Raw genomic sequence first — 23571 nt, 5'->3', positions numbered from 1 at the left:
GTGCGCATGGAATCGCAGCCGGCCGGAGTGGCCGCTCTCGCCCGCGAGATCGAGGAGTTCATGGCCGCGGGCGGCTGGGACCAGCCGCCGCAGCTGTTCGCCCTGGTGCCGACGGCGGCACTGCTGGACGAGCAGCCGGAGCTGGCCGGCCAGCTCGACCGGGCGAACCCGCTGACGCCGGTGGCGCAGGAAGCCCTGCCCGACGGCGACCTCGCCGACGCGCTGGCCCGGATCGCGTGGCCCGATCTGGTGATCGGGTGCGCGCTCGCCCAGGAGATCATCGTGCTGCCGCCGGGTTCGGAGTCGGAACTGCCGGACGTCGCGGAGGCCGACGCCGACAGCCTGCGCCGCGCGGCCGCCGACCACCCGCGGCGGACCGAGGCCCGCCTGGTGGCCGCGGTCCTGCGCGAAGGCGAAGGCGCGTGCGTCATGCGGCTGCGCGGGATCGGCGGCGAAGAGCCGGTCGACGAGATCGTCGAGAGCCCCGACCTCGCCCCGAACCTCCTCGAGGCCCTCAAGGCGACGCTCCTCCCCTAGCAGGACGCCGTCGGGCGGCCCGCCTTCAGGTTGGCCAGCTGCGTGAGCGCGTCGTCCAGTGTGGACACCTTGATGAGGTTGAGCCCGTCGGGCGCGGTGGTCTTGGCCTCGGCGCAGTTGTGCTCGGGCACGAGGAAGTCGGTGGCGCCGGCCTCGCGCGCGCCGACGACCTTGAACGAGATCCCGCCGATCGGATCGACCTCGCCGGTCTCGGTGATCTCGCCGGTACCGGCGATGTGCCGGCCGCCCGCGATGTCGTCGCCCTTGAGCCGGTCGATGATCGCCAGGGTGAACATCAGCCCGGCGGACGGCCCGCCGACGTCCTGCAGGGAGATGTTGACGTTGAAGGGCACCTCGGCGCGGTCGGCCGCGGTGAGGCCGATGAAGCCCTCCTTGCGGTCGGGGCGCGCGGCGAGCGTGAGCGGCACCGTGCGCTCCGGTTGCCCGTCCGACTGGAAGGTGATCTGCACGGTCTGGCCGGGCAGGGTGCCGGCCAGCGCGGCCCGGACGTCGGCGGCTTCGACGATCTTCTTGCCGTTGACCGTGATCAGCTTGTCGCCGGGGGCGAGCACGTGGTCGGCCGGGCTGCCGGAGACGATCTGCTTCGCCAGCACCTTGATCGGGTAGCCGAGCTTGCGCAGGGCGGCGACCTGGGCGTTCGACTGCGAGTCCTGCAGCTGCTGGATGTTCTCCTGCTTGACCTGTTCGTTCGTCTCGCCCGGCTTGAAGTACTCCTCGCGCGGCGCGAGCGCGTAGCGGCCGCTGGCCCAGAAGCCGAGACCCTGGAAGAGCGTGACGCCGTCGTGCAGCGAGACGGTCGTCATCCGCAGCTCGCCGGTCGTCGGGTGGGTCTCGTGCCCGCTGACCTGGATGACCGGGTTGCCCGCGGCGTCGCGACCCAGCGTGTCGTAGGTCGGGCCGGGGCTGATCGCCACGAACGGCACCGGCACGACCAGACCGAGCACCACGAAGACGAGGAACAGCGAGCCGCTGACCACGAGCGTCCAGCCTCGGCGGGTCATCCGCCGGGCGTCTCCGCCGGCCTCGGCACCGGGGTCCGGGCTGCTCTTCGCGGGCGCGGTCTGCTCGGAGGACTTGGTCACGCCCGACAGCGTACGGTGACCGTGTTCGCTTCTCGGTGAAGGCCACGCACATGGCGCGCTTGAGGCTTCCCGACCCGCGTACGGTGGACGCATGAGCAAACCCCCGTTCGGCTTCGGACCTTCCGATCCCGACAAACGAGGTGAGAACGACCCCTCGGAAGGCGGACAGCAGTCCGGCGCCGAGGCCTTCAACCAGCTCGGGCAGATGCTGAGCCAGCTGGGCCAGATGCTCAGCCAGGCCGGTACTTCCAGCGGGCCGGTGAACTACGACCTCGCCAAGCAGATCGCCCTGCAGACCCTGGGCAGCGCCGGCAACACCGGCGAGAGCCGCCTCGGCTTCTCCGGCGGCGACGACTCGAACGCCGCCGTCCGCGACGCCGCCCACCTCGCCGAGCTGTGGCTCGACGCGGCCACCCAGTTCCCGGCCGGCGCGACGTCGGCGGTCGCCTGGTCGCCGCGGACCTGGGTCGAGAAGACGCTGCCGACCTGGCAGCGGCTGTGCGACCCGGTCGCCCGGCAGGTGTCGGGTGCCTGGATGGAGGCGCTGCCCGCGGAGGCCAAGGAAGCCGCCGGCCCGCTGCTGCAGATGATGGGGCAGATGGGCGGGATGGCCTTCGGGTCCCAGCTCGGCCAGGCGCTCGCGCAGCTGGCGTCGGAGATGCTGACGGCGTCCGAGATCGGCCTGCCGCTCGCGCCCGCCGGGACGTCCGCGCTGCTGCCGGCGAACATCGAGAAGTTCGCCGAGGGCCTGGAGCTGCCGAACAGCGAGATCCTGGTGTTCCTGGCCGCGCGCGAGGCCGCGCACCAGCGGCTGTTCACGCACGTGCCGTGGCTGCGGCAGCGCCTGCTGGCGACGGTCGAGGAGTTCGCGCACGGCATCTCGGTGGACACGTCGGCCCTGGAGTCGCTGGCCGGCCGGATCGACCCGGCCAACCCGGCGAGCATCGAGGAAGCGATGTCGTCCGGGCTTCTGGAGCCCCAGACGACGGAGGAGCAAAAGGGCGCCCTGAGGCGGCTCGAGACACTGCTCGCCCTGGTGGAGGGCTGGGTGGACGTGGTGGTGGCCGACGCGGTCGGCGACCGCCTGCCGGGAGCGGACGCCCTGCGCGAGACCCTGCGCCGCCGCCGCGCGACGGGCGGCCCGGCGGAGCAGACGTTCGCCACCCTGGTCGGCCTGGAGCTGCGCCCCCGACGCATGAGGGACGCGTCGAACCTGTGGAGCCTGGTGGGCGAGCGCCACGGCCTGGAGAAGCGCGACGGCCTGTGGTCCCACCCGGACCTGATGCCGACGGCGGAGGACCTGGACGAGCCGATCGACTTCGCGGACCGCGTCGGCGAGACGGGTTCCCTGGACGACCTGGACCCGATCGCCGAGCTGGAGCGCACGGAACGTTCAGAGCGCGAGCAGCGCACGGAGTCCACCCCCGACGACACCGAGGACGGCGACAAGAACTAAGCAGTCCCCAGACCGGGCGCCCGCATCCGCAGGCGCCCGGTTCTTGCTTACGCCGTGTTGACCCCCCAATCACGCGAGCCGACCCTCCAATCACGCGAACCGACCCTCCAGGCACACGAGCCGACTGCCCAGGTACGCGAGCCGTCCGCCTGAGTACGCGAGTAGTCCGCCTGAGTACGCGAGTCGTCCATCCAGGTACGCGAGTCGTCCGCCTGGGCACGCGAGCCGTCCATCCAGGTACGCGAACCGACCCTCCAGGCACGCGAACCGACCGCCCAAGTACGCGAACCGACCCTCCGGATACGTGCCCGTCCGCCAAGCCGGTCGCGAACCCACCGCCCGACCATCACCGCACCAAAGCAACCGGGGTGACCCACCACCGCAGGTCACCCCGGCCACCATCACCCGCTCAGCACTCGGTGTCGATCCCCCACCCGGCGGCGGCCGCCAGCCCCTCGAGGTATCCCATCGCCCGCTCGGTCTTCGGATACTTCCGCACCAGGGCCCAGAACGCCGCGTCGTGCCCGGGCTCGCGCAGGTGCGCCAGCTCGTGCACCAGCACGTAGTCCAGAACCCAGGGTGGGACCTTCCGCAGCCGGTCGCTGACCCGGATGGTCGCGTCGACCGGCGTGCAGGACGCCCACCGCGTGCGCATCGGCGGCACCCAGCGGACGCTCGCCGGCACCGCGGTGCCGTTCAGGTACTTGCCCGACAGCAGCGCGCAGCGCGCCAGCAGGACGTCGTCCGACGTCTTCGGGGGCGCCGGCCGTCGTGGCTCCGAGCGCTCGAGCTTGCGCTCCATCTCGGCGACCCAGTGTTTCTCCTCCGCCCTGGTCATCCGCGCGGGGATGAGCACGACCAGCGTGTCGTCCTTCCAGTACGCGGTGACCGTCCGGTGCCGGCGCTGGCTGCGCCGCACTTCGACCTTGTGTCCGGGTGTGTCCGACGAGGGGTTCGTGTCCCCCCGGCCTCTCAGTGAGGGCATCTGTGCTTCGACCACCCGACAACGGTAAGGCCCGGCACCGACAACTCCGAGCGCGTTGAGGTCACAGAGCCGAGTTGTCCACAGGCCCTTTCACTTGTGGACAACTCGGCCGATCCGGCGCCTTCACGGGCTTGACCGTCGCCGCCGGGTGCCATCCTGCGGACATGATCCTCTCCACCGCGGACATGCCTCCGGTGCTCCTGCCGGCCCATCCCGCCCTGCTCCCGGGCATCACGGTGCTCGATCGCGGCCCGCGCGAGATCCAGCTCGGGCTCGACCCGCGCCACGGCGTGATCGTCGAAGGCCTGCCACCCGAGCTCGTCGCGCGGCTGCGGAAACTCGACGGCAGCAAGCCCGTCGAGCGGCTCTTGCTCGCCGAGAGCGAACACCGCGACCAGCTGCGCACACTCCTCCGGCAGCTGGCCGCGCTCGGCCTGGTCACCGACGCGGGGCGCCCGGAAGGCCCGGGCCTCCGCGGCGAAACCGGCCTCTGGTCGCTGCGGGCGCGCCACCACCAGACCGCGCTGAGCGATCGGCGGCGCGCCACCGCGATCACCGTGCACGGCGACGGCCGGGTGGCGGTCGCGGTCGCCGTGCTGCTGGCCAACGCCGGGATCGGGCACGTCGAGCCGGAGCTGCCCGGCACGGTGACCGAGCACGACCTGGGCACCGGCTTCACCGAAGCCGACCTGGGCCGATCCCGGCGGCAGGCCCTCGGCGACCTGCTCCGCCGCGTCGACCCCGAAGTCCGCGTCACCCGCCTGCACGACCGGTACCCGGAGCTGGCGCTGCTCACCGACGCCGTCGTCCCGGCGCCGGAGGTCGTCGCCGAGCTGATGGCGGACGGCGTCCCGCACATGGCCGTCCGCGTCCGCGACGGGACGGGCATCGTCGGGCCGCTGGTCGTCCCGGGCCGCAGTTCGTGCCTGCGCTGCGCCGACCTGCACCGGACCGACCTCGACCCGTGCTGGCCGCGCGTCGCCGGGCAGCTGACCGGCCGGCACCAGCGGCCCGACCTCGGCGCGGTCCACGCCTGCGCGTCGCTGGCCGTCGCGCAGGCCATGCGGCTGCTCTCCCCCGCCGAACCGGCGCCGCCGGCGTGGAACGCGACCCTCGAGATCGACGCCTTCGACGGCCGCATCCGCCACCGCGGCTGGCCTCCGCACCCGCGGTGCGGTTGCGGCGCCCCGGTGCTGCAACAGGAGACGTAGGCCACTAACACGTCGCGAGCAGGCTGCGCGACGCCGAGGTCGCAAGGCAGAATCGCGGGGGTGACCGACTTCCGCGACCCAGGCGATCGTGACTCCGCGATGCCGCGCAAGGGTGCCGCCCGTACCGCCAAGCTCGCCAGTCTGCCGCTCGGGATCGCCGGCCGAGCGGTCGGCGGGTGGGGCAAGCGGCTGGCGGGGCAAAGCGCGGAGCAGGTCAGCGCGACGCTCTCGGCGAAGGCCGCCGAGCAGCTGTTCGAGGTGCTCGGCACGCTCAAGGGCGGGGCCATGAAGTTCGGCCAGGCGCTGAGCGTGTTCGAGGCGGCGGTGCCGGACGACATGGCGAAGCCGTACCGCGAGGCGCTGACGAAGCTGCAGGCCGCGGCACCGCCGATGGCCGCCCGGCAGACCCACCGCGTGCTCGCCGAGCAGCTGGGCCGCACCTGGAGCAGCCGGTTCGCCTCGTTCGACGACGAGCCGGCGGCGGCCGCGAGCATCGGCCAGGTCCACCGCGCGGTCTGGCACGACGGCCGCGAGGTCGCCGTGAAGGTCCAGTACCCGGGCGCCGACGAAGCGTTGCGCAGCGACCTGCGGCAGCTCCAGCGGTTCAGCAGGCTGTTCCAGGCGTTCGTGCCCGGGACGGAGGTCAAGCCGCTGCTGGCCGAGCTCGCCGAGCGGATGAACGAGGAGCTCGACTACCAGGCCGAGGCCCAGCACCAGCGCGCCTTCGCGAAGGCGTTCGAGGGCGATCCCGGCATCCTGGTGCCGCGCGTGGTGGCCAGCGCGCCGAAGGTCGTCGTGACGGAGTGGGTGACCGGCACACCGTTGTCGAAGGTCATCGCGGACGGCGACCGCGAGACCCGGAACCTGGCGGGCCGGCTGCTGGCGGAGTTCCACTACTCGTCCCCCGAGCGCGTCCACCTGCTGCACTCGGACCCGCACCCGGGCAACTTCATGATCACCGGCGACGACCGGCTGTGCGTCATCGACTTCGGCGGCGTGGCCCGGCTGCCCGACGGCATCCCCCGTCACCTGGGCGAGATGACGCGGCTGGCCCTCGACGGCGAGTCCGCCGGGCTGATGCGCCTGCTGCGCGAGAACCGGTTCATCCGCACCGACAGCGACCTGACCGCGGACGAGGTGCTGGCGTACCTGGCGCCGTTCACCGAGCCGCTGGCGGAGCCGACGTTCCACTTCACGCGCAAGTGGATGCAGAAGCAGGCCTGGCGGGTCGGCGACAGCCGCGGCAACGACTTCCGGGTCGGGCGGTCGCTCAACCTGCCGCCCGAGTACCTGATGATCCACCGGGTGACGGCCGGGTCGACAGGCATCCTCTGCCAGCTCGACGCGGAGATCCCGGCACGCGGCATCGTGGAGCGCTGGCAGCCGGGTTTCGCCGCCTGAGTTGTCCACAGGGCCGTCCTCGAAGGGGCGGATTCCGGCGAGTTGTCCACAGCTGCGGGGAGCGGGGTTCCACCCGGTTGGCCGAGCCGTCATGCTCGGTTCATGGCTGCTACTCAACGCACTGACCCGCTGTCCCTCAGTAATCCCGGCTCGTGCGAGGTGATGAACCTCGAACAGCTACGCAGGGCCGGGGTGTCCGACCGAAGAACCCGGCGGCTCTGCGGCCCCGGCGGGCCGTGGCGCCGCCTGCACCCCGGTGTCGTCCTGCTGCGCAACAACGCCCCGACGCGGCAGCAGCTGCTGCACGCCGCGCTGGTGCGCTACGGCCCGCGGGTGGTGATCACGGGTGCCGACGCACTGCGGGCCCACGGCGTGAAGTGCCCGGCGGACGACGAGATCCGGCTGCTGGTGCCCGACCACTGCCGGGTGGCGGCGTGCGACGGCGTCAACGCGGCGCGCACGGCCCGGATGCCGGCACCGGTGGTGGTCGACGGACTGCCGTTCGCACCGCCGTCGCGGGCCGCACTCGACCTGGCGAGGTCCGAGCCCGACCCGGCGCGGATCCGCCATCTGCTGACGCTCCCGCTCTACTGGGGCCTGTGCGATCGGCAGGAGCTGCTGACGGAGCTCGACGGCGGGCCCCAGCGCGGCACGGCGGCGGTCCGGAAGGTGCTCCGCGAGCTGGACGAGGGCCCGATCCAGGCCCACGGCCTGGCCGTGCAGGCCCTGGACACGGCGCGCCTCCCACCGCCGAACTGGGACGTGACGATCTGCGACCGCCGGGGCCGCCGCATCGGCGAGGCGGACGCATGGTGGGACGAGATCGGCCTGGCCTGGCAGTACCGCTGCGGCCCCGGCACGGGCGGCTTCTCCCACCTGGCCCTGGCGGCGACGGGGATCGTCCTGGTCCGCTGCACGGTCCGCCAGCTACGCCAGGTCCCGCGCGAGGTGGCGCGGGAGCTGGCCCATGCCTTCGGCGAGGCGTCCCGCACGCCGCGCCCGAAGGTCCGCGCGGTCCCGATGACCCCGATCGGCGACGCGGCATGACCGCGGTCGTCGAACCCGCACTGTGCCGCGCAGCCGATCCGGAAGCACGAACCCCGCCCACGCGGCCCCCGCCGGAGGGCACGGCCACCGCACGGCACCTGCGCGTCCGTGTCCCACGCCGGCTGCACCATTCCGCCCGGAGCAGTCGCACACCCTTCAGCGGCGCGGATCGATCACCAGTACTCGTCGGGCAGCTTGCCCTCGATGTCGCGCACGTGCTGCCGCGCGCAGTCCGGGCACAGCCACCGCAGCCCGCCCCGCTCGCGGCTGGACACCCAGGCGAGCGCCGTGGCCGGGTCCTCGTCGGCGCCGCGGGTGCGCCCACACCGCGTGCACGCGACCGGCTCCGGTGCGCTCACGACAACCGTCCACAGTGGATCGCCTTGGCGCCGAACAGGAACAGGTCGTCCCGGCGGGCGAGGAAGTCCGGGCCGTCGGGATCGATCAAGGCGGCGACCGCGGCGCGATCATCGGCATCGAGCCGCTCCCCAGCCGACTCGGCAAGCCACCCGACCCGCTGCACAACGTACTCGCGCAGCAGGTCCGAACCAGGCATGGGGTGATCGATGAGCGCACCGAACGACTCGACGTCCTCGAGCCCGGCCTCGCGAAGGGCGCGCGGCCAGCCGTAGGGCAGGGCAACGCTACCCGGAAGCCCGGCCCGCATGGCGGCGAACCACTCGGCCCGCGCGGCGAGCAGCCGGTGCTCCAGCCCGGGCCGGCCCACCCCGACATCCCAAGGGAGGCACCGCATTTCGAGCCCACCCTCGCCGATGGCGAGCACCCCACCGGGCCGCAACAGCCCGGCAAGGGCACACAGGGCGGCCTGCTGATCACCAACGTGGTGCACGACGCCCGAAGCCCACACGAGATCGGCAGCGGATACCCGCTCGGCCAACCGCGGATCGGCGAGATCCCCATGCACACCGACAACCTCGACATCCCCACCGGCGGCCTCGGTAACAGCCCGCCGAGCCTCGGCGAGCAGTTCGGGAGTGGCATCGAGGAGCACGACGGTGCCCCCATCGGCCCGAGCGAGCTCACGCGCGAAGAGCACGCTCATCCCACCGGCCCCACACCCGACGTCGAGAACGGTCGGCCGCGCGGGCAAGCGGCCGACCAACCGCCGCGCAACGGGAGCGAGCGCACCGGAATCGAGCGAGTCGGCCATGCGCAGCTGAGCGAGCCGGTCCGCCCAGTCGATGTCGTCGTGGGTGTGTACGGACATCGCCCCATTCAACACCAGCGGCCCCGCCCGAACAGCACCAGAAGGAGGCCCCCGAGCCCAAACCCGCAGGTCCACCCGGCGACACTCGGGCGCCCCAGCCGACCAGAGCCGCCGAGCCCCCGGCGACGCTGCCACCCCAGCGAGCAGCCCCCGGTCCCGACGACCTCGGCGCGGCGGCCACCGGCACACTGCCGCAGCAGTGCACGACCCGGCTCTCGCGGGCGCGCGCCCATACGCCAGACCTGGGTTGCGGCCAGCGCCTGCCCAAGCGCCCCCAGCGCCGCTAGCACCACGCCACAGCGGGCCCTGACCTCGGCCGACGCCCGCCAACCAGGCCCGCCGCCAAGCAGCCTCGCCACGGCGACTCGAGCACCGGCGGGCACCCACCCACCAGGCCCGCTCAGCAACCTCGCCCCGACAGCCCTGGCCTAGGCCGGTGCCCACCAACCACGCCCAGCGGCGAGCAACCACGCCCGCGCAAGCTAGCCGCCGGGCAGCACAACGGCCCCCGCCGCCCATGGGGCGGCAGGGGCCTGCGCTCAGTTCTGGTCCAGCTCGTACCGCTCCGCCCGGCGAGCCGCCCATCGGGATACTCGCGTCCAGCGGCGGACGGCACGCGCGCTACCTCGGGCCCGCTGGGCGCGGACCCCCTCCTCCAGATCCCGTATTCGGGCCCTGGACAGTTCTTCGTAAAGCAACATCTCGCTGATCTCCTCGATCTCGGTCTTCGTCAACTGCAGTTGCGGACGGCACATCCGCGCTTCGTAGTCCTTCGCGGTAACCGGTTCGACGCTCATGCGGCGGCGCTCCGGTGGTCGCCGCGGGCCTTGGCCGCGGCCGGCTCGACGGTGGCGTTCTTGCGCGGGCGGCCACGGGGCCGCTTGCGCGCGATCACGACGCCGCGCTCGAAGATCTCGCCACCCCAGACGCCCCACGGCTCGCGGCGAGCCAGTGCGCCCGCCAGGCAGGCCTCGCGCACCGGGCAGTCGGCGCACTGCGCCTTCGCGCGCTCGAGCTCGGCCGGGGACTCGGCGAACCACAGGTCCGCGTCGCCCGAACGGCAGGGCAGAGCCGCGTCCGGCACGGCGATGGGGTCGAGCAGGTCGGCGAATATTGCCTCACCCGAGGTGTAGGCGATGGCCGAAGACATGGCAGTTCCTCCTTGTGTCGTACGGGTTTTCGGTTGGGAGATGGAGCTGGGCAATTCTGGTCCTCTTGGGTTGTGCAGCCAAAAACACGAAGGCCGCGGATCCGGGTTTTCCGGTTCCGCGGCCTTCGTGAGCCTCTAGTCCTGACTAGGTCAGGAACTTCGCTCCCGTATCGACAACGGAACACGGAACTGCTTGATGGTCGACAGATCAGCCTGCGGGTACGCGGCGAGCACGCCCTGCGTCCCGAAGACGACGTCACCGGTGGCCCAACGCCGCTCGACGCGACGCATGACCTGGGTCTCGTGGGCGCTCACGGGCAGACCAGTGCCCGGGCGCGGAGCAGCCGCAACTTCCGCGGCGCAGGACAGACGGGTGCCCGGATTCGTGAGCGTCATGGTGTTGATCATTTCACCGGCACCTCCTTCTGTACTCTGCACACACTGCCGCCGAGCGGCGCTGTCAGGTGGATCCCCAGCCGAGCCCTTCGGGCTCGGTACTGGCAGGTTATTGCCCCCCACCACACCGGGGCAACTTAATTAACAGGAAAATCCTCGAAGTTACGAAGATCGCCCCTGAGCAGCGGGTTCGCCGCGTCGATCATGGCTCGGACGCGGCCGACACCCCATCGCCGCGACACCGCCACACGAGTGACACGGGCGCCGCCGCACCGGTCCGGACCACCTCGAAAGGCCGGCCGGCACGAGCCGCCAGGCCCGGCCACACCGCCTCCGACGCGACCAAGACCGAGTCACTCCGAAGGCGGCCGAGCGGCCGGACCACGACGCCGGCGGCGATCGCGATCAGCTCGGATGAGGCGCCCTCGGCCCCGGCGCTGCCACTCCGCCGAAGCCCGCCCCGGCACTGACTACTCCACTGAAGCTCGGACGAGGCGTCGTGCTGCTACTCCGCCGAAGCCCGGACGAGACGCGGCGCCGCTTACTCCGCCGAAGCTCGGACGAGGAGCCGCGCTGCTACTCCGCCGAAGCCCGGACGACGCCGAGGATCTCCGTGCCGAACCGCTCGAGCTTGGTCGCACCGATCCCCGAGATCGACACCAGCGCCGCCTCGTCCACCGGGCGCTGCTCGGCGATGGCCATCAGCGTCGCGTCGGTGAACACCACGAACGCCGGCACCTTCAGCTCGCGGGCCCGGTCGCCGCGCCAGGACTTCAGGCGCTCCAGCAGCCCCTCGTCCACCGTCGACGGGCACCTCCCGCAGCGGCCCAGCTTGACCTCGAGGGTCTCCAGCAGCGGACCGCCGCACACGCGGCAGCGCGTCTTGATCGGCGCCGCCGGCTTCTGCTGGCTGCGCGCCGCGCGGGCGGCCGGGTGGTCCTCCGGGATCAGGCCGTACAGGAATCGGCTGCGCCGGCGGTTGCGGCGCGCTCCCGGCGTGCGGGCCAGCGCCCACGACAGCCAGAGGTGCTCGCGGGCCCGCGTCACGCCGACGTAGAACAGCCGCCGCTCCTCTTCGATCGCCGCCTCGTCGTCGCCGGCGTGGAGGATCGGCATCGTGCCTTCGGCGAGGCCGACGAGGAACACCGCGTCCCACTCCAGGCCCTTCGCCGCGTGCAGCGACGCCAGCGTCACGCCCTCGACCGTCGGCGGGTGCTGGGCCGCGGCGCGCTGGTCGAGCTCGGCGTTGAAGCGCGGCAGGTCCGCGTCCTCGACCGTCGAGGCCAGCTCCTCGGCCAGCTCGACGATCGCCAGGAGCGCGTCCCAGCGTTCCTTCGCGGCGCCACCGGCGGGCGGCGACTCGGTGAGGCCGACGCGGGCGAGCACCGATCGCACCGTCGTGACCAGGTCGGAGCTGCCGTCGCCGCTCGCGGCCCGCAGCGCCGACATCGCCTGCCGGACCTCGGTCCGGTTGAAGAACCGCTCGCCGCCGCGGACCAGGTACGGGATGCCGGCCTCGGTCAGCGCCGACTCGTACGCCTCCGACTGCGCGTTCACCCGGTAGAGCACCGCGATCTCGCTCGCCGCGACGCCGCCGTCCAGCAGCTCGCGCACCCGCCGGGCGACGGCCTCGGCCTCGACCGCCTCGTCGTCGAACTCGGCGAAGCGGGGCTCCGGGCCCGGCGCGCGCTGGCCGATCAGCTTCAGCCGCGAACCCGCCGGCCGCCCGCGCGCCGCGCCGATGACCCGGTTCGCCAGCGAGACGACCTCGGGCGTCGACCGGTAGTCGCGCTCGAGCCGGACGACGGTCGCGTCCGGGTAGCGCCGCGTGAACTCCAGCAGCGACTTCGGCGACGCGCCGCCGAAGGAGTAGATGGTCTGGTTGGCGTCGCCGACGACGGTCAGGTCGTCGCGGCCGCCGAGCCACGCGTCGAGCAGGCGCTGCTGCAGCGGCGTGACGTCCTGGTACTCGTCGACGACGAAGCAGCGGTAGCGGTCACGGAACTCCTCGGCGACGACGCCGTGCTCCTCGAGCACCGCCGTCGTGTGCAGCAGGAGGTCGTCGAAGTCGAGCACCTGCGCGGCGTTCTTCAGTTCTTCGTACGTGCGGTAGACCTGGGCGATCTGCGCGGCCGGCGCCGGGATGTCGCGCTGGGTGCGCGCGGTGACGGCCGGGTAGTCGTCCGGGCTGATCAGCGACGCCTTCGCCCACTCGATCTCGCTCGCCAGGTCGCGCAGGACCTCGGTCTCGGTCCCGAGCTTGGCCCGGGTCGCGGCCTGGCCGACGTAGCGGAACTTGTTCTCCAGCAGATCCCACGGCCGGTCGCCGACCACGCGCGGCCAGAAGTAGCGCAGCTGGCGGCGGGCGGCGGCGTGGAACGTCAGGGCCTGCGCGGCTTCGACGCCGAGGCCGCGCAGCCGCGTCCGCATCTCCCCCGCGGCCCGCGTCGTGAACGTGACGGCGAGCACCTGACCAGCGGAAACGTGCCCGGATCGGATGAGGTGAGCGATCCGGTGGGTGATCGTGCGGGTCTTGCCCGTGCCGGCTCCGGCGAGCACGCAGACCGGCCCCCTCGGGGCACTCGCGGCGGCGCGCTGCTCGGGGTCGAGACCATCGAGCAAACGGTTCAGGCTCTTGGGTGAAAGTACGCCGGTCACGTCCGGCATCCTCGCAGAGGGGGACGGGGAATCGGGGCAGGGGCACGCGGCCGTATCCTGGTCATATGGCGGGACAGCAGGACAAGGAAGCGGCCAAGCAGGCCAAGAAGGAGAAGCGCGCGGCGAGCAAGGCCCGCCGTGGCCAGCTCTTCGAGGCCTTCAAGATGCAGCGCAAGGAAGACCCGTGGCTCATCCCGTGGATGGTCGGGTCGATCGTCGTGGTCGCCGGCGTCCTGTTCGGGGTCGGGTTCTTCTTCGACGCGCAGTGGGTGCTGCTGCCCTTGGGCCTGGTGCTCGGCGCCCTGGTCGCCATGATCATCTTCGGCAGGCGCGTCCAGAAGACGGTCTACTCGAAGGCCGACGGCCAGCCCGGCGCCGCGGCGTGGGCGCTGGAGAACCTCCGCGGCAAGTGGAAGGTGACCCCGACCGTCGCGGCGACGACGCAGCTCGACGCCGTGCACCGCGTACTGGGCGGCCCGGGCGTGGTGCTCGTCGCCGAGGGCGCGCAGCACCGTGTCAAGACGCTCCTCGCGCAGGAGAAGAAGCGCGTCTCCCGCCTGGTCGGCGAGACGCCGATCTACGACGTGACGATCGGCCACGAAGAGGGCCAGATCCCGCTGAAGAAGCTCCAGGGCTTCCTGATGAAGCTGCCGCGCAACCTCAAGCCGGCCCAGGTCGACGCGCTGGAGGCGAAGCTGGCGGCGCTCGGCAACCGCGGCGCGGCGATGCCGAAGGGCCCGATGCCGGCCGGCGCGAAGATGCGCAACGTCCAGCGCACGATCCGCCGTCGCTGACCTGCACCCACGAAGAAGGCCCCGTCCGCACCGGACGGGGCCTTTCTCGTTCAGCGCATCCGGATGACGACCGTGCCGGTCAGCCGGTCGAGCCAGCTGCGGCCGTCGGCGTTGCGGACCGCCGCCGGGATGATCACGAACGTCAGCACCGCCCGGACCAGCGCGCGCGGCGGGCCGACCAGCGCGGCGCCGTCGAGCCGGGCGACGCGGACGCCGACGACGGCCATCCCGGGCGTGAACCCGAAGAAGCCGGCGGACACGACGGAGATGATCGCCCACACGCCGCCGGACCACAGGTTGAAGTTCTGCATCGCGACCGGGTCCTGCAGGCTGGGGTGCAGGAAGATCGCCGTGACCAGGGCCGCGATGACGAGGTCGACGACCAGCGCGAGCAGCCGCGCACCCCCGCTCGCCGCGGAGCCCACGCCGGATTCGGGCAAACCGAGCTTCTCGCCCGGCCAGCGCGACTCGTGCTGATCAGCGTCTTGCCGGCCCTCGCCGGTGCCGGGCAGCCATTCACCGGTCCATCTCGCCACCCATCCAGGGTATGCCGGTGGCGAGGGGTACGTTTCACCTGGTCCGATACCCGGTATCCACCCACCCGTTAACACCGGCGAAACATACGGGTGACGGTCGGGCAACACCGCGCTTTTAGCGTGAGCCGAAGAGAGCACTGCCGTACGAGCTCGAACGAGAAGGAGTCACCGAGGGTGCCCACTACTCCAGACGATATCCAGCGCCTCATCGCGGACGAGAACGTCGAGGTCGTCGACGTCAGGTTCTGCGACCTGCCCGGCGTGATGCAGCACTTCACGGTCCCCGCGAAGGCGTTCGACACCGACGCCATCGGTGAAGGTCTCGCGTTCGACGGCTCCTCGGTGCGCGGTTTCCAGTCGATCCACGAATCCGACATGCTGCTGCTGCCCGACCTGGACACGGCGTCGATCGACCCGTTCCGCAAGGCGAAGACGCTGTCGATCAACTTCTTCGTGCACGACCCCTTCACGCGTGAGGCCTACAGCCGCGACCCGCGCAACATCGCGCGCAAGGCCGAGCAGTACATCGCCGAGTACGGCGTCGCCGACAGCGTGTACTTCGGCCCCGAAGCCGAGTTCTACATCTTCGACTCGGTCCGCTTCGACTCCGCCGAGCACGCCTCGTTCCACGAGATCGACTCCGTCGAGGGCTGGTGGAACACCGGCGCCGACGAGGTCGGGGGCAACCAGGGTTACAAGACGAAGTTCAAGGGCGGCTACTTCCCGGTCCCGCCGGTCGACCACTTCGCCGACCTGCGCGACGACATCGTCCGCAACCTGACGAACTCCGGTTTCGAGATCGAGCGCGCGCACCACGAGGTGGGCACCGCGGGCCAGACCGAGATCAACTACAAGTTCAACACGCTGCTGCACGCCGCCGACGACCTGATGATGTTCAAGTACATCGTCAAGAACACGGTGTTCGCGGCGGGCAAGACGGCCACCTTCATGCCGAAGCCCCTGGCCGGCGACAACGGCTCGGGCATGCACTGCCACCAGTCGCTGTGGAAGGACGGCACGCCGCTGTTCCACGACGAGTCCGGCTACGCGGGCCTGTCCGACACGGCTCGCCACTACATCGGCGGCCTGCTCAAGCACGCCCCGAGCCTGCTGGCCTTCACGAACCCGACGGTGAACTCCTACCACCGCCTGGTCCCGGGCTTCGAGGCGCCGGTGTCGCTGGTCTACTCGCAGCGCAACCGCTCCGCCTGCGTCCGCATCCCGATCACGGGCAACAACCCGAAGGCGAAGCGCGCCGAGTTCCGCTGCCCGGACTCTTCGGGCAACCCGTACCTGGCGTTCGCGGCGATGATGATGGCCGGCCTCGACGGCATCAAGAACAAGATCGAGCCGCCGGACCCCATCGACAAGGACCTCTACGAGCTTCCGCCGGAGGAGGCCAAGAACGTCCAGACGGTCCCGGGCGACCTGGGCACGGTCCTCGACACGCTGGAAGCCGACCACGACTACCTGCTCGAGGGCGGCGTGTTCACGCCGGACGTGATCGAGACGTGGATCTCCTACAAGCGCGAGAACGAGATCGACCCGCTGCGCCTGCGCCCGCACCCGTACGAGTTCGCCCTGTACTACGACGTGTGACCGGCGCGGGGCTTTGACCAGGGGTTTCACTGGTCGAAGCCCTGGCCAGGCCGTCACCAGGCCGTGAAGGTCAGCAGGTGACGGCCCACCAGACACGGGACGGCGGTCGAGGAGAACACCCCGACCGCCGTCCCGTTCCTTGTATATGCGTCACCTCACGCGGCGTCCTTCCGGCGAAACACGGCCACGCACCGCCGTTCCTGTTCACGAACGGCCGGCAGCGACGACCAGCAGGTCGCAGAGTGCGGACGATCAGCCCGCAGGTGGAGGCGGCGAGGAGCGAAAAACCCTCGCCGCCGGCGTTTCTCATTCCGAGGTCGACAGCAGCTTCATGTCCGCTCCCGCGGCTTCGAACCTGCCGCGCGGGTCCGCCACCAGCTTGCGGATCTCCAGGTCCATCAGTCCCAGCGTGCAGGTGATCTCCGCGGCCAGCGTCCCGTCGGCCTTGTAGATGTTCGAGTCCATCGAGAACGTCTTGCCGCTGCCGAACTTGACGTCGCACGTCACGTCGACCTCGTCGCCCGCGCGCAGCTCGCGGCGGAACACCACGTGCGTCTCCAGCAGCACCGAAGCCACGCCCGGAAGCCCCTTGAGCACGCCCGCTTTCTCGAGCAGCTCCAGTCTCGAAACCTCGCCGTACGAGTGGTAGACGGCGTGGTTGAGGTGGCCCAGGGTGTCCAGCTCGTAGTGCCGGACCTTGATCCGGGTCCGGAACGGCTCGCGTTCAGTCACGAGCCCCACTGTAAGCGACCCGGTCAGTGCACCTGGACCGTGGAGTTGAACGCGCGGTCGCCGCTCCAGACGTTGCAGACCGCGGTGCTCGTCTTCCCCACCCGGACCCACGGGCCGTAGCGGTCGTAGTCCACGGACAGCCGTGAATCACACCGGGTGTAGGCCCGGTACTCCCCCGTCCCGTTGGTGCAGACCGCGGCCGCGCTCTTCCGCTCGGGGTGGGTCACGCTGCAGTCGTAGGCGTCGGCGGAGGCCGTACCCGTGCCGAGTGCGAACAAGGACGCGCCGAAGAGCGCGGAAATGCCGAGCAGGCCAAGCCGTTTCATCAGGTTCTCCCCTGGTCACGCGGTGCCGGACGGCGCCGCACGACCGAGTATGTGTTGATCTTGCGGCCGTCGGACAGGGTCACCAGCGGCCACTGACCGGTGCCGGACAGCTCAGGCCTCGTAGAACAGGTGCTCCACCACGGTGTGCGCCCGGCGGGTGATGCGGCGGTAGGTGTCCAGGAACTCGCCCGGGTCGTCGGCCGCCGTCTGGCCCAGGACCCGGGCCACCGCCGCCAGGTCGCGGCCCGATCCCGGGACCTCGTCGACCGCCTTGCCGCGCACCAGCATCCCCGCGTTGCGGACCCTCGTGGCCAGCAGCCACGCCTCACGCAACGAGTCCGCTTCGGACTGCGTGGCCAGCCCTGCCTCCGGCAAGCACGCCAGCGCGTCCAGCGTCGACGTCGTCCGCAGCCCCGGGATCGTGCGAGCGTGCTGGAGCTGCAGGAGCTGGACCGTCCACTCGACGTCGGCGAGGCCGCCGCGGCCGAGTTTCGTGTGGCGGGTCGGGTCGGCTCCGCGGGGCATCCGCTCGGTCTCCACGCGTGCCTTGATGCGGCGGATCTCGCGCGCCTTCGTCGCGTCCAGGCCGCCTTCGGGGTAGCGGATCGGGTCGATCATCGCGATGAAGCGCTCGCCGAGGTCGTCGTCGCCCGCGATGAACCGGGCGCGCAGCAGCGCCTGCGCCTCCCACACCTCGCCCCAGCGCGCGTAGTACGTGCGGTACGACTCCAGCGTCCGCACCAGCGGCCCGCTCCGCCCTTCCGGCCGCAGGTCGGCGTCGACCACAAGAGCCGGGTCCGAGCTCGGCGCGCCCAGCATCTTCCGGACGGTCTCCGCGACCGACGAAGCGAACTTCACCGCGTCGGCGTCCGAGACTCCTTCGGACGGCTCGCACACGAAGAGGACGTCGGCGTCGGAGCCGTAGCCGAGTTCGGCGCCGCCGAGCCGGCCCATCCCGATCACGGCGATGCGCGCCGGCGTGCGACCCAGCTCCGCCTGCCGCTGCCGGAACGCCGCGGCCAGCGCGCCCTGCAACACCGCCACCCACACGCTGGACAGCGCTTCGCACACCGCGGGCACGTCGAGCAGGCCGAGCAGGTCCGCGCAGGCCACGCGCAATATCTCGTGCCGCCGCAGCGAACGCGCGGCCGCGACGGCGGCGTTCAGCCCGGGCTGACGCCGGACGGCGGCCCGCAGCGACGTCGCCACCTCGGCGGGCGTCCGGCCCAGCAGCCGGGCCGGGTCGCCGAGCAGCCGCAGCACCTCCGGCGCACGCACGAGCAGGTCCGGCACCAGCCGGGACGTGCCGAGCAGCGCCGCCAGGTTTTCCACGACCGTGCCCTCGTCGCGCAGCACCCGCAGGTACCACGGCGTGTCCTCCAGGGCCTCGGACACCTTCCGGTACGACAGCAGCCCGCCGTCGGGGTCGGGTGTGTCGGCCAGGAGGTCGAGCAGCACCGGGAGCAGCGCCTGCTGGATCGCGGCGCGCCGCGAGACGCCGGAGGTGAGGGCCTTGATGTGCTGGAGCGCGCCGTCGGGAGCGGTGTAGCCGAGCGCGGCGAGCCGGCTCGCGGCTTGCTTGGTGGTCAGGCGCAGTGCCTCGGTCGGCACGTTCGCGACGGACTGCAGCAGCGGCCGGTAGAAGATCTTTTCGTGCAGGCGCCGGATGCCCTTGCCGTGCTTGCGGAACTCGGCCAGCAGCGCGTCGCCCTGGCTCTTGCCGCCGCTCGCCTTGATCCCGCTGGCCCGCGCCAGGATCCGCAGCTCGGCGGTGTCCGACGTCGCGGGGAACAGGTGCGTCCGGCGCAGCCGCCGCAGCTGCAGCCGGTGCTCGATCATCCGCAGGAACTCGTACGACGCGCCGAGCTCGGCGGCGTCCTGACGGCCGACGTAACCGCCTTCGCCGAGCGCGGCGAGTGCGTCCATCGTGGACGGCGAGCGCAGGTCGGCGTCGACGCGGCCGTGCACGAGCTGCAACAGCTGCACGGCGAACTCGACGTCCCGCAGCCCGCCGCGGCCCAGCTTGAGCTCGCGTTCGGCGTGTTCGGACGGCACGTGCCCCTCGACGCGACGGCGCATCTGCTGCACCTCGCCGACGAAGTTGTCCCGGTCGGCCGCCGACCACACCAGCGGCGCGACCATCTCGGCGTACTGCTGCCCCAGCTCGGCGTCGCCCGCCACCGGGCGTGCCTTGAGCAGTGCCTGGAACTCCCAGGTCTTGGCCCACTTCTGGTAGTAGCCCTGGTGACTTTCCAGCGTGCGGACGAGCGCGCCTGCCTTGCCTTCGGGGCGCAGCGCGGCGTCGACCTCGAAGCACGCCTTGCCGACGACCCGCATCATCGTGCTGGCCAGCCGCGTCGCGATGCCGAGGTTGTCGGCGCCGACGAAGATGACGTCGACGTCGCTGACGTAGTTGAGCTCCCGGCCACCGCACTTGCCCATCGCGATGATCGCCAGGTTGCCCTCGGCGGGCGCGCCGACCTCGGCTTCGGCGACGACGAGCCCGGCGGCGAGCGCGGCCTCGGCCAGCTCGGTCAGCTGGGCCGCGACCTCGGCGTAGTGCGGGTGCTCCAGCCCGGCTTCGACGAGGTGGCCCAGGTCCGCGGCGGCGATGCCGAGCAGCTGGCCGCGGTAGGCGATTTTGAGCGCGTGCTCGGCTTCCAGGCCGGTGATGATCGAACCGTCGTCACGCACGAGCGACGCACGCAGGTTTTCGCGGTAGCAGGCGGAGTCCGTGCACTTGTCGCCGGTGAGCGACTGCCACTGCTCCGGGTTCGCGGCGAGGAAGTCGGCGAGGGCGCTCGACGTCCCGAGCACGCTGAGGAGGCGGCCGCGGAACGTGCGGTTGGCGCGCAGCTGCTCGTCGAGCCGGCTCCACTCGCCTTCATCGGCCTCGCGGATCCAGTCGATCCCGCGCAGCGCGAGATCGGGGTCCGCGGTCCGGGACAACGCGGCGAGGATGTCGGCGGCGGCCTCGACCGGGCCGGCGTCGTCCCACCAGCCGGCCGCGCGCAACTGACCCTCGGCACGGGCGTCGGTGAAGCCGTACCTCGCCGCCGAAGCGGTCGTTCGCGCGCGGTCTGCCATCAGGTACCACCGTATCTGGGAGAACCCCGGCTCAGGCGGCGAGCTGACCCGGTTCACTCCCGGCGGGCGTCGGCTCGGGGACCTGGAAGCTGTGCGCCGTGACGGGGTGCCGGCGGGAAAGCAGCCAGATCCCCACGCCCACGCCGACTCCGACGACCCCGACGGCGATGGTGCCCGCGGTGCCGAGCGACGCGATCTTGCCGGACACCGCGCCGACGATCGCGGCGGCGGGCAGCGTGAACAGCCACGCGATGACCATCCGGCCCGCCATCCGCCAGCGTACGGGCGCCTCTCGGCGGCCGACGCCGGAGCCGACGATGCCGCCGGAGCACACGTGCGTCGTCGACAGCGGGAAGCCGAGCCGCGACGAGATGAGGATGACCAGCGCCGAGCTCGTCTGGGCCGCGAAGCCCTGCGGGCCTTCGATGTCCGTGAGGCCCTTGCCGAGGGTGTGGGTGATGCGCCAGCCGCCGAGGTAGGTGCCGAGCGCGAGGGCGCAGGCGGCGCTGATGATCACCCAGACGGGTGGCGACGCGCCCGCGGGCAGGCTGCCGGCGGTGACGAGCGTGAGCGTGATGACGCCCATCGTCTTCTGCGCGTCGTTGGTGCCGTGGGCGAGGGAGACGAGCGACGCCGAGACGACCTGGCCGACCTTGAACCCGCGCGTGGCCGGGCGGCCGCGGACGAGGAAGCGGTAGACGAAGTACGTCGCGAGCATCGCGACGACACCGGCGATCACCGGGCTCGCGGCGGCCGGGATCAGCACCTTCTCGACGATCTTTCCGAAGTGGACCGAGTCGGTGCCCGCCGAAACCCAGGTGGCGCCGATCAGGCCGCCGAACAGGGCGTGCGACGAGCTCGACGGCAGGCCCACGAACCACGTCACGAGGTTCCAGACGATCGCGCCGATCAGCCCGCCGAACACGATCGACGGGCCGATCTTCGTGTCGTCCACCAGGCCGCTGGAGATCGTCTTGGCGACCTCCACCGACAGGAATGCGCCGACGAGGTTCAGGACCGCCGAGATCGCGACGGCCACGCGGGGCCGGAGCGCCCCGGTCGCGATCGACGTCGCCATCGAGTTCGCGGTGTCGTGGAACCCGTTCGTGAAATCGAAAACCAAGGCCGTGACGACGACGAGCACGACCAGCAACGAGGGCTCCACCCCGACCTCCGAACCCTTGTGGGGACTCCTTCCGCAAGGTACCTGACGGGTGACGCCTGGCGTTAACAGGCTGTTGCTGATTGTGATCTCAGGCGTTAAGCCAGCGGTAACGTGCGTTGACTGTCGGCGGCGAACTCGAGCTCACCGGCGGCCAACCGGACGAACCGCTGCGCGAACGGACGCCAGGTTTCCTCGATGTCGGCGTGCACGGTGATCAGCGCGTCGTGGTCAAGTGAGCCCGGACGGGCGAATTCCGCCATCTCGGGCTCGTCGGCGGCCCAGCTTTCGACGACGGCGGGTGTCGTCTCGATGTGGAACTGGACACCGTAGACACAACGGTTGAACCGGAAGGCCTGGTTTTGGTACAGCGGCGCGGAAGCGAGCAGCTCGGCGCCGGGCGGGAGCCGGGTGATCGCGTCGTTGTGGAACTGCAGGACGTCCTGCATGAGCGGCAGCTCGGCGAAGAGCGGGTCGGTCCACGCGGCGTCCTTCTTCGCGACGAGGTGCGGACCGACCTCGGGCCCGTCCGGCCCGGCTTCGACGCGGCCGCCGGTCGCGACGGCCAGCAGCTGGGCGCCGAGGCAGATGCCCAGGGTCGGGATCCGCTTCACCGCCGATTTCGCCAGCAGGCGCCGGACGTCGGCGAGCCACGGGTGTTTCGCGTCGTCCTCCGCGGCCATGCCGCCGCCGAGGCAGACGACGCCCCGGTAGCCGTCGGGGTCGGCGGGCAGGTCGTCCTTCGGCGGCAGCCGGACGTCGAGCTCCGCGCCGGCGTCGGTGAGCCAGTCGCCGAGCGGGCCGAGCGGGTCCGAGGCGTCCGGCTGGATGATGAGCAGTCGTGTCACGCTTTTCAGGGTAGGTGGCTCAGCAGGCGCAGCGGATCCCGGTTGTTTGCCCGGCCGTTTCTCCGGCCGTTTCTCCCTCGACGGGGTAGCCGGCGGCGATCCAGGCGGTGATGCCACCGGAGAGCCGTTTCACCTTGAACCCGAGCTCGGCGAGCTTGAGGGCGCCTTTGGTGGCGGCGTTGCAGTTGATGCTCTCGCAGTAGCAGACGTAGACGAGCCGGTTGTCGAGGTGGGCGGTGCTCTCGGGCGTCATGTCCCGGTAGGGGAGGTTGATGGCGCCGGGGATGCGGGCTTGGGCGTAAGCCTCTTCGGCCCGCGTCTCGACGATCACGTAGCCGTCGGTCTGGCCGGCTTCGAGGTCCCGGACGAGATCGTCGGGATCGACCTCGAAGGCGAGTTCGGCGCCGAAGTAGTTCATGGCGGCTTCGGGAGCCGGCGCGGGGACGGTGAGTGTGCGTGCGGTCGTCATGCCTTGAATCCTGCTGGTCCCGGGCGTCCGGGCACAGGGCAGAATCGGGGTGGAAGCCCTTGCCGGCCGGGGATTTCCCCGTTCCGGCCCCGCGCACCTTGGAGAATCACGGTGGACCTCGACGACGTCGACTGGCACTTGCTGGAGCTCCTCCAGGAGGACGGCCGGCTCAGCTTTTCGGAGCTGGGCAGGCGGGTGTCGCTGTCGGGCTCGGCGGTGACGGAGCGAGTGCGCCGCCTCGAGGAGCGCGGAGTGATCACGGGCTACGCGGCTCGCGTCGATACGACGAAGCTGGGGCTGCCGATCGAAGCGATGGTGCGGGCCCGGGTGCGGAGCCTGGACACGCCGCGCTTCCGGACGGCGGTGTTGCCGCTGCCGCAGGTCGTTTCGGCGGACCACGTGACTGGTGACGAGTGCTGGATCCTGCGGGTGCTGTGCCGGAGCACCGCGGAGCTGGAGGAGCTGGTCGAGAAGGTGCAGCGGTACGGGGAGACGACGACGTCGCTGGTGTTGTCGAGCCCGCTGCGGAGCCGGCCGGTGCCTCGGCCGTAGTCGGGTTGGGCTTCGCGTGTGATTGAGGAGTCGACTCGCGTGATTGGAGAGTCAACACGCGTGATTGCACGGACGACACACGTACCCAGACGGACGACTCGCGTACCCAGACGGTCGGATCGCGTACCCAGACGGTCGGGCCGCGTGCCTGGAGGGTCGGATCGAGCGGATGCGGGCATAAGAAAAGGGCCCGGGCCGGGAGACTTTACGTCTCAACCGGGCCCAGGCCCTTCCCCAAGTAAGTTCGGCGGTGTCCTACTCTCCCACAACCCTTCGGCTGCAGTACCATCGGCG

23 protein-coding genes are annotated in these 23571 nt (G+C 71.4%); 8 read left to right on the top strand and 15 right to left on the bottom strand.

Annotation, left to right across the window (positions count from 1 at the left end; genetic code table 11):
• Positions 1 to 6 precede the first annotated feature (6 nt).
• Positions 7 to 537: a PPA1309 family protein gene (locus QSK39_RS50535; RefSeq protein WP_285485003.1), complete on the top strand. Its 531-nt coding sequence runs from the start codon at positions 7 to 9 to the stop codon at positions 535 to 537.
• Here QSK39_RS50535 and QSK39_RS50530 read toward each other — a convergent pair.
• A complete protein-coding gene (locus tag QSK39_RS50530) occupies positions 534 to 1640 on the bottom strand; it encodes a YlbL family protein (RefSeq protein WP_353051130.1) in 1107 nt (368 codons plus the stop codon). The genes QSK39_RS50535 and QSK39_RS50530 overlap by 4 nt on opposite strands.
• Positions 1641 to 1731: 91 nt before the next feature.
• Here QSK39_RS50530 and QSK39_RS50525 point away from each other — a divergent pair, with 91 nt between their 5' ends.
• Positions 1732 to 3096: a zinc-dependent metalloprotease gene (locus QSK39_RS50525; protein ID WP_285485002.1), complete on the top strand. Its 1365-nt coding sequence runs from the start codon at positions 1732 to 1734 to the stop codon at positions 3094 to 3096.
• A gap of 409 nt (positions 3097 to 3505) precedes the next feature.
• Here the strand turns inward: QSK39_RS50525 and QSK39_RS50520 are convergent, their stop codons facing one another.
• Positions 3506 to 4015 (bottom strand): M48 metallopeptidase family protein, encoded by a 510-nt coding sequence (locus QSK39_RS50520; RefSeq protein ID WP_285485001.1) that lies wholly within the window; start codon positions 4013 to 4015, stop codon positions 3506 to 3508.
• A 230-nt stretch (positions 4016 to 4245) separates the two neighbouring features.
• On the opposite strand from QSK39_RS50520, the gene QSK39_RS50515 reads away from it, so the two are divergent.
• The 3 genes from QSK39_RS50515 (at position 4246) to QSK39_RS50505 (ending at position 7740) form a co-directional block, all read left to right on the top strand.
• On the top strand, positions 4246 to 5292 hold the full coding sequence (locus QSK39_RS50515) for a hypothetical protein (protein WP_285485000.1): 1047 nt from the start codon (positions 4246 to 4248) through the stop codon (positions 5290 to 5292).
• Between the two features lie 60 nt (positions 5293 to 5352).
• Positions 5353 to 6693, top strand: a complete 1341-nt coding sequence (locus QSK39_RS50510) for an ABC1 kinase family protein (protein ID WP_285484999.1) — start codon at positions 5353 to 5355, stop codon at positions 6691 to 6693.
• A gap of 162 nt (positions 6694 to 6855) precedes the next feature.
• Positions 6856 to 7740 carry a hypothetical protein gene (locus QSK39_RS50505; protein ID WP_285484998.1) on the top strand — a complete coding sequence of 295 codons (885 nt, stop codon included), beginning with the start codon at positions 6856 to 6858 and terminating at the stop codon, positions 7738 to 7740.
• Between the two features lie 173 nt (positions 7741 to 7913).
• Here the strand turns inward: QSK39_RS50505 and QSK39_RS50500 are convergent, their stop codons facing one another.
• The 6 genes from QSK39_RS50500 to QSK39_RS50475 form a co-directional block, all read right to left on the bottom strand.
• The gene (locus tag QSK39_RS50500; protein WP_284750529.1) at positions 7914 to 8099 is read right to left on the bottom strand and encodes a hypothetical protein; all 186 of its coding nucleotides are present in this window, start codon (positions 8097 to 8099) and stop codon (positions 7914 to 7916) included.
• Positions 8096 to 8968 (bottom strand): class I SAM-dependent methyltransferase, encoded by an 873-nt coding sequence (locus QSK39_RS50495; RefSeq protein WP_285484997.1) that lies wholly within the window; start codon positions 8966 to 8968, stop codon positions 8096 to 8098. The genes QSK39_RS50500 and QSK39_RS50495 overlap by 4 nt, the downstream gene beginning before the upstream one ends.
• Positions 8969 to 9507: 539 nt before the next feature.
• A complete protein-coding gene (locus QSK39_RS50490) occupies positions 9508 to 9765 on the bottom strand; it encodes a hypothetical protein (RefSeq protein WP_285484996.1) in 258 nt (85 codons plus the stop codon).
• Positions 9762 to 10118: a WhiB family transcriptional regulator gene (locus QSK39_RS50485; RefSeq protein ID WP_285484995.1), complete on the bottom strand. Its 357-nt coding sequence runs from the start codon at positions 10116 to 10118 to the stop codon at positions 9762 to 9764. Before QSK39_RS50485 ends, QSK39_RS50490 begins: the two co-directional genes overlap by 4 nt.
• Before the next feature lie 150 nt (positions 10119 to 10268).
• Entirely contained in the window at positions 10269 to 10526 is a 258-nt protein-coding gene (locus tag QSK39_RS50480) for a hypothetical protein (protein WP_285484994.1), read from the bottom strand.
• Positions 10527 to 11090: 564 nt separating this feature from the next.
• Positions 11091 to 13172, bottom strand: coding sequence for an ATP-dependent DNA helicase UvrD2 (locus QSK39_RS50475; protein ID WP_285484993.1), 2082 nt, complete (start codon positions 13170 to 13172; stop codon positions 11091 to 11093).
• A gap of 65 nt (positions 13173 to 13237) precedes the next feature.
• On the opposite strand from QSK39_RS50475, the gene QSK39_RS50470 reads away from it, so the two are divergent.
• Positions 13238 to 13966: a DUF4191 domain-containing protein gene (locus QSK39_RS50470; protein ID WP_285484992.1), complete on the top strand. Its 729-nt coding sequence runs from the start codon at positions 13238 to 13240 to the stop codon at positions 13964 to 13966.
• Between the two features lie 50 nt (positions 13967 to 14016).
• On the opposite strand, the gene QSK39_RS50465 is transcribed toward QSK39_RS50470, so the two are convergent.
• Positions 14017 to 14406, bottom strand: coding sequence for an RDD family protein (locus QSK39_RS50465; RefSeq protein WP_285485288.1), 390 nt, complete (start codon positions 14404 to 14406; stop codon positions 14017 to 14019).
• A gap of 270 nt (positions 14407 to 14676) precedes the next feature.
• Between QSK39_RS50465 and glnA the strand changes: the two genes are divergently transcribed.
• Entirely contained in the window at positions 14677 to 16101 is a 1425-nt protein-coding gene (gene glnA / locus QSK39_RS50460) for a type I glutamate--ammonia ligase (RefSeq protein ID WP_284750536.1), read from the top strand.
• A 306-nt stretch (positions 16102 to 16407) separates the two neighbouring features.
• Here the strand turns inward: glnA and QSK39_RS50455 are convergent, their stop codons facing one another.
• The 6 genes from QSK39_RS50455 to QSK39_RS50430 form a co-directional block, all read right to left on the bottom strand.
• Positions 16408 to 16833, bottom strand: a complete 426-nt coding sequence (locus tag QSK39_RS50455; protein ID WP_285484991.1) for an acyl-CoA thioesterase — start codon at positions 16831 to 16833, stop codon at positions 16408 to 16410.
• Between the two features lie 23 nt (positions 16834 to 16856).
• Positions 16857 to 17159 carry a hypothetical protein gene (locus QSK39_RS50450; RefSeq protein WP_285484990.1) on the bottom strand — a complete coding sequence of 101 codons (303 nt, stop codon included), beginning with the start codon at positions 17157 to 17159 and terminating at the stop codon, positions 16857 to 16859.
• A 111-nt stretch (positions 17160 to 17270) separates the two neighbouring features.
• Positions 17271 to 20246 carry a bifunctional [glutamine synthetase] adenylyltransferase/[glutamine synthetase]-adenylyl-L-tyrosine phosphorylase gene (locus QSK39_RS50445; RefSeq protein ID WP_285484989.1) on the bottom strand — a complete coding sequence of 992 codons (2976 nt, stop codon included), beginning with the start codon at positions 20244 to 20246 and terminating at the stop codon, positions 17271 to 17273.
• Between the two features lie 31 nt (positions 20247 to 20277).
• Positions 20278 to 21411: an inorganic phosphate transporter gene (locus QSK39_RS50440; protein ID WP_285484988.1), complete on the bottom strand. Its 1134-nt coding sequence runs from the start codon at positions 21409 to 21411 to the stop codon at positions 20278 to 20280.
• A 95-nt stretch (positions 21412 to 21506) separates the two neighbouring features.
• Positions 21507 to 22256, bottom strand: a complete 750-nt coding sequence (locus tag QSK39_RS50435; protein ID WP_285484987.1) for a type 1 glutamine amidotransferase — start codon at positions 22254 to 22256, stop codon at positions 21507 to 21509.
• Between the two features lie 19 nt (positions 22257 to 22275).
• Positions 22276 to 22725 (bottom strand): rhodanese-like domain-containing protein, encoded by a 450-nt coding sequence (locus tag QSK39_RS50430; protein WP_285484986.1) that lies wholly within the window; start codon positions 22723 to 22725, stop codon positions 22276 to 22278.
• Positions 22726 to 22836: 111 nt separating this feature from the next.
• Here QSK39_RS50430 and QSK39_RS50425 point away from each other — a divergent pair, with 111 nt between their 5' ends.
• On the top strand, positions 22837 to 23277 hold the full coding sequence (locus QSK39_RS50425) for an Lrp/AsnC family transcriptional regulator (RefSeq protein WP_285484985.1): 441 nt from the start codon (positions 22837 to 22839) through the stop codon (positions 23275 to 23277).
• The last annotated feature ends 294 nt before the right edge of the window (positions 23278 to 23571 follow it).

Source organism: Amycolatopsis sp. NBRC 101858, from assembly GCF_030269325.1.
Taxonomy (GTDB): domain Bacteria; phylum Actinomycetota; class Actinomycetes; order Mycobacteriales; family Pseudonocardiaceae; genus Amycolatopsis; species Amycolatopsis ponsaeliensis.
This window is presented reverse-complemented; position numbering and strand designations above follow the sequence as displayed.

Excerpts from the sequence above, each read along its gene's own strand:
- QSK39_RS50535 (WP_285485003.1), top strand. The coding sequence starts at position 7 with ATGGAATCGCAGCCGGCCGGAGTGGCCGCTCTCGCCCGCGAGATCGAG.
- QSK39_RS50525 (WP_285485002.1), top strand. The coding sequence starts at position 1,732 with ATGAGCAAACCCCCGTTCGGCTTCGGACCTTCCGATCCCGACAAACGA.
- QSK39_RS50515 (WP_285485000.1), top strand. The coding sequence starts at position 4,246 with ATGATCCTCTCCACCGCGGACATGCCTCCGGTGCTCCTGCCGGCCCAT.
- QSK39_RS50505 (WP_285484998.1), top strand. The coding sequence starts at position 6,856 with ATGAACCTCGAACAGCTACGCAGGGCCGGGGTGTCCGACCGAAGAACC.
- QSK39_RS50495 (WP_285484997.1), bottom strand. The coding sequence starts at position 8,968 with ATGTCCGTACACACCCACGACGACATCGACTGGGCGGACCGGCTCGCT.
- QSK39_RS50490 (WP_285484996.1), bottom strand. The coding sequence starts at position 9,765 with ATGAGCGTCGAACCGGTTACCGCGAAGGACTACGAAGCGCGGATGTGC.
- QSK39_RS50485 (WP_285484995.1), bottom strand. The coding sequence starts at position 10,118 with ATGTCTTCGGCCATCGCCTACACCTCGGGTGAGGCAATATTCGCCGAC.
- QSK39_RS50480 (WP_285484994.1), bottom strand. The coding sequence starts at position 10,526 with ATGATCAACACCATGACGCTCACGAATCCGGGCACCCGTCTGTCCTGC.
- QSK39_RS50470 (WP_285484992.1), top strand. The coding sequence starts at position 13,238 with ATGGCGGGACAGCAGGACAAGGAAGCGGCCAAGCAGGCCAAGAAGGAG.
- QSK39_RS50450 (WP_285484990.1), bottom strand. The coding sequence starts at position 17,159 with ATGAAACGGCTTGGCCTGCTCGGCATTTCCGCGCTCTTCGGCGCGTCC.
- QSK39_RS50445 (WP_285484989.1), bottom strand. The coding sequence starts at position 20,246 with ATGGCAGACCGCGCGCGAACGACCGCTTCGGCGGCGAGGTACGGCTTC.
- QSK39_RS50430 (WP_285484986.1), bottom strand. The coding sequence starts at position 22,725 with ATGACGACCGCACGCACACTCACCGTCCCCGCGCCGGCTCCCGAAGCC.